Source organism: Flavobacteriales bacterium (assembly GCA_013214975.1).
GTDB lineage: Bacteria > Bacteroidota > Bacteroidia > DT-38 > DT-38 > DT-38.
Genome location: JABSPR010000337.1, coordinates 1 through 5,273 on the forward strand (window position 1 = coordinate 1; position 5,273 = coordinate 5,273).

The 5,273-nt window shown below is 35.6% G+C and carries 4 protein-coding genes; 1 reads left to right on the top strand and 3 read right to left on the bottom strand.

Annotated elements, in window-relative coordinates:
* From HRT72_10850 to HRT72_10860, 3 genes are all read right to left on the bottom strand, one after another.
* Positions 1-1,394: carboxypeptidase-like regulatory domain-containing protein (locus HRT72_10850; protein ID NQY68202.1), on the bottom strand; the 1,394-nt coding region annotated here is incomplete at its 3' end.
* 74 nt (positions 1,395-1,468) lie between these two features.
* A complete protein-coding gene (tatC, locus tag HRT72_10855; protein ID NQY68203.1) occupies positions 1,469-2,257 on the bottom strand; it encodes a twin-arginine translocase subunit TatC in 789 nt (262 codons plus the stop codon).
* A gap of 42 nt (positions 2,258-2,299) precedes the next feature.
* A complete protein-coding gene (locus HRT72_10860; protein ID NQY68204.1) occupies positions 2,300-3,256 on the bottom strand; it encodes a KpsF/GutQ family sugar-phosphate isomerase in 957 nt (318 codons plus the stop codon).
* A gap of 107 nt (positions 3,257-3,363) precedes the next feature.
* Between HRT72_10860 and recQ the strand changes: the two genes are divergently transcribed.
* A partial coding sequence (gene recQ, locus HRT72_10865) for a DNA helicase RecQ (GenBank protein ID NQY68205.1) occupies positions 3,364-5,273 on the top strand: 1,910 nt, incomplete at its 3' end.

Sequence of the window (5,273 nt, forward strand, 5' to 3'; positions counted from 1 at the left end):
GTTCTTGTGCTAAACGTATTACTTGTTCTCACACCAAATTTCGTTCTAAAACCTTCAACATTATTGAAACTTACAAGGCTATTAATCGGTCCAATCTCAACCTTACCAGCCTCTATATACCCGGTAATTATCGTAAAAAACAAACCTTCATAAGCCTTGAAAGCCCTCAGTGTTTTTAAGGTATCTATCATATCATAGATTCCTTGTTGCTTCTCACTCAATTCTTCATGTCGCGCTTCGTTCCAAAAAGCATCATCCCTGTCACTCGAACCGTCCTCTACTGTTATTTCATCCCCTATTTCATAAAACTCATCCGCCTTTTTTTGATTTACTTTTATTTTTTCATAGGTCGTGGTTTTCCTACCAATAAATCCTGTTACTCTTTTTGCCTTTTTTGAAAGATTAAAATCCATGATTATATTATCTCTTCCGAGCATCCAACCCTTATTATCTACCAAAACATATTCTTGCTCAATCCGAACATCATTCACATAATTCACATTTGCATCACCAGTCATCTTTAAGGTTGCCTTTTTAATTGCCCATGAAGAATCCGCAATCCACATATCACCTTCAAATGTTAATTCCTGTTTTCTTTTGGCTACAAAATGAACTTTATAACACCATAAATCCCCCAGACTAGTACTGTCTGTCAAATAATATTTATAGAATAATGTACCATTCTTGGCAGCCGGACTAATAAAATTCTTTCCAAAGAGCAATATATGATCCTCGTAAATATTAAAATGCTGATACATGTCTCCCATAAATTGGGATATACTCTCATTTTCCGTTCCGGCTATTCTCGTCCCATTAATAATTTCTCGTTTTATCATTGGATCCTTTTGGTAATACATCTCAGAAAGAGATTCTATCAAAAAGAAAGGCAGGTAAGGCTTTCCATCAATAGTATCCAAGTTCTGAAGCATAAAACGGAAAGGCTTCAGCAGCTTTTTGTTCATCATCTTCTGTGGAAGATTATACATATCGAATTCAACTTTATTATACACCTCATACTCGTAATAGTCGAATTTACTTTTATCGTTTTCCTCTTTATTTGCTACCATATTCTTGATGATAGCCAAGGCAGGATTAGGACCAGCAAAAATCTGAACCTCCTCCAATTTCACACTCGATTCCTTTAAATCAATATTAATAACTTGGGTTGTTCTTTTTCGAACCGCTGAGCTTTTGGGATGATATCCGATATAGGAGACACGTAATGTATCAACGGATAATTCTGTCCGGAGACTGTATTTACCATTGATGTCGGACATAGCACCGACCGAAGTACCCACGAATTGAATATTGGCAAACGGTATTCCTTGCTTTGTGACTTCATCGACAACTTTACCTGAAACAATAGTTTGTTGAGCTATTGATATTGTAGACAATAGCACCAGGCCTAGTAATAGGAAATAAATAAGGAAGTTTGGTTTGGTTTGATAATTTAAGGGAGGCATTTTATTCACTCATTTTTTTCCTTGTTTTTCAATACACGCTTCGATATCCCAATGCTTATTTCGTAAAGTACCAATAAAGGTAAAGAGACTAATATTTGGCTAACTACATCAGGTGGAGTTATTATCGCCGATAAAATTAACGTTACTACAATAGAATGCCTCCTATATTTCCGCATTATTTCGGGAGTTACCAACCCTATTTTTGTAAGGAAATAAACAATTATTGGAAGCTCGAATATAATACCGGTAGCTAATGGTATTGTTGTTACAATGCTAATATAAGAGCCAATGGTAAACGTGTTTTTTATTTCCTGACTCACTTGATAATTCCCCAAGAAATTAACAGAAAGAGGAGAAATAATAAAATAGCCAAAGAGCACGCCAGTAAAAAACAATAATGAACCGACTAAAATAAATCCAGAACTGTACTTTTTTTCTTCTGTATGAAGCGCTGGTCTTATGAAATTGTAGAGTTCAAATAAAACATATGGAAATGCAACAACTAGCCCTGTTTTAAAAGACACTAGAATATGAGTCATGAATTGTCCCGTCATATTCGTGCTAATTATTTCAAATGGTAGCTCTGTTATACAAAGTGCATCTGTCAAATTATATTTTGCAGCGATATCGCAGAGAACTCTATATGTTAGAAAGTCACCATTCTTAGGTCCGAATAGAACCGTATCGAACATAAAACGGTCGAATATAAAAGCAACTATACCAACAGAAAGTATGGCGATAGCAGATCGAATGATTACCCATCTTAATGCCTCTAAATGCTGAAAAAATGACATTCCACTTTCCCCAGATTCTTCTTGATCACTCATCGCTTAACCTTATATCTCTTTGAGTAAATCATGTATATGAATTATCCCTACGTAACGATCATTATCCATCACTACCAATTGAGAAACATTATGCTTCTCCATAATCGCTAATCCATCTTCAGCCAAAACGTTTTTATCTATTATTTTAGGCGATGTATTCATAATATCCTCTGCAGAAACAGTTTCATTATATCCCGAATCCTGTAACATCCTTCTTAAATCTCCATCGGTAATAATCCCTAACAATTTATCATCGGTAACAACTGCTGTCGCGCCAAGTCTCTTACCCGATATTTCAAGAATTACAGATTTTATATCTGCTTTGGGACCAACTACGGGTATCTCATTTTTCTGAAATATGTCGTCAATTTTAAGATGCAATTTTTTACCTAACGCACCACCGGGATGAAACTTTGCAAAATCCTGACTTGAAAAACCTCTATAATCCAATAAACAAATAGCCAATGCATCAGATAGTGCAAGCTGAGCAGACGTGCTTGTTGTGGGAGCCAAGTTGTTTGGACATGCCTCTTTCTCAACGTATGCATTGAGTACAAAATCAGCATTCTTTGCCAAAATAGAATCAATGTTTCCGACAATAGCAATTAAGCGATTGTTCATCAACTTAAGTGTTGGCAGCAATTTTTTAATTTCTTCTGTATTGCCACTTTTAGAGAAACAAACTATTACATCTTCCTTTTGAATGATACCAAAATCACCATGAATTGCCTCAGCGGCATGCATAAATACAGCTGGCGAACCTGTAGAGTTTAACGTAGAGACAAATTTATTAGCAATTATTGCACTTTTCCCTATACCCGTTACTACAACCTTTCCTTTTGAGTTAACTATAACTTTTACGCTTTCAACAAAATCATTATTCAACAAACCCTTAAGATCTGAAATCGCCCTAGATTCAATATCTAAGGTGGATTTTGCTAGTTCAAGTATTTTATCTTCAGACATTGATATTTTATTCGAAAACACCTAAAGATTAAGTGTTTTCATTGTATCTTTAATATTGATCTTAGTTAAGTGTGCTAAGGTATTTATTTTAAATCAAAGTAGTAAGATTGCTAACATCCGAGAAGTCATTAGCAGATAACCTTCAACAATTCTTTGGGTTTAATAAATTCAAAGGTCATCAGGAGGTGGTAATACAAAATGTTCTTAAAGGGAAGGACACTTTTGTGATTATGCCAACGGGTGGTGGGAAATCGCTTTGCTATCAACTTCCGGCACTTATGTGCGAGGGTACTGCCATTATCATATCTCCACTAATTGCTTTAATGAAAAACCAAGTCGATGCAATTCGTGGATATAGCGAAAATAAAAGTGTTGCACATTACCTTAATTCGTCTTTAAACAAAACAGAGATTGCCGGTGTTAAAAATGATGTCTTAAATGGCAAAACAAAACTACTATATGTAGCTCCGGAGTCTCTCGGCAAAGAAGATAATATCCGATTCTTTTCTTCCATAAAAATTTCTCTTTTTGCAATCGACGAAGCGCACTGCATTTCTGAATGGGGACACGATTTTAGACCAGAATACAGAAGACTTAGACCGATGATTAAACGAATAGCTGATGTTCCTATTTTAGCATTAACGGCCACAGCTACACCAAAAGTTCAGAAGGACATCCAAAAGAACTTAGGCATGGACAATGCCGAAACGTTCAAGTCATCATTTAACAGAGAGAATTTATACTACGAAGTACGACCCAAAAAAGCAGTAGTGAAGGAAATTATTAAATATACTAAACTACATAGTGGCAAATCTGGTATTATCTATTGCCTGTCTAGAAAAAAGGTAGAAGAAATTGCTCAGGTACTCCAGATAAATGGTATTAAAGCGTTAGGATATCATGCAGGTATGGATGCTTCGACAAGAGCAAAACATCAAGATATGTTTCTCATGGAAGACATTGATGTAATTGTTGCGACAATTGCATTTGGGATGGGGATAGATAAGCCCGATGTACGATATGTAATTCACAACAATATCCCCAAAAGCCTTGAAGGTTATTACCAAGAAACAGGACGAGCAGGAAGAGATGGTGGTGAAGGAAATTGCATTGCATTTTACTCTTACAAGGATATCGAAAAGCTTGAAAAATTCATGAAAGACAAGCCAATTGCTGAACAAGAAATTGGCCGGCAATTGCTTGCTGAGACTGTCTCTTTTACGGAATCAGGTATCTGTCGACGAAAACAACTTCTTCACTATTTCGGCGAAACGTACATGCAAGACAATTGCGGCAACTGCGATAACTGCAATAATCCAAAAGAACAAATCGAGGCTAATGAAGGAATTAAACAATTCATTGAAGCTGCCTTGGCAACAAAAGAAAAGTTTAAGCTAGATCACTTAGTTAATCTACTGATTGGAGTTAATTCGGATCAAATTAAATCGTATAACCACGATAAACTGGAAATATTTTCTACAGGTTCATATGAGACAGAATCATTTTGGAACGCAATTGCTAGGCAAACAATTATTTCTGGTCTTCTTAAAAAAGATATTGAGAACTACGGCATATTAAAAGTAACCGAAAAAGGTCGAGACTTTTTAGCAAACACACATCCAGTAAATATATATCGTGATCATAATTACGAGGTTATCGATGAAAAAGAAGAATCTATTCTTAACGAGAGAGTTAAAACTGGGGCGTACGATTCTGAGTTATTTGAGATTTTAAAAAGCTTAAGAAAAAGCATTGCAAAACAGAGAAACTTACCTCCATTTATCATTTTCCAAGATCCTTCACTCGAAGAAATGACCTGCCAATACCCTACCAACATGGAAGAACTTAAGCAGATAAACGGTGTAGGAAACGGGAAAGCAATCAAGTTTGGACAACCATTTATAGATGAAATAAACTCATATATAGAGAAGAACTCAATTATTAGAGCCCAAGACATGATTATCCGATCGGCCGTAAACAAATCTGCAAACAAAGTTTTTATCATTCAAAATATTGA

Bases quoted from the DNA above. Each gene is read 5' to 3' on its own strand.
- tatC (NQY68203.1), bottom strand. From the start codon at position 2,257: ATGTCATTTTTTCAGCATTTAGAGGCATTAAGATGGGTAATCATTCGA.
- HRT72_10860 (NQY68204.1), bottom strand. From the start codon at position 3,256: ATGTCTGAAGATAAAATACTTGAACTAGCAAAATCCACCTTAGATATT.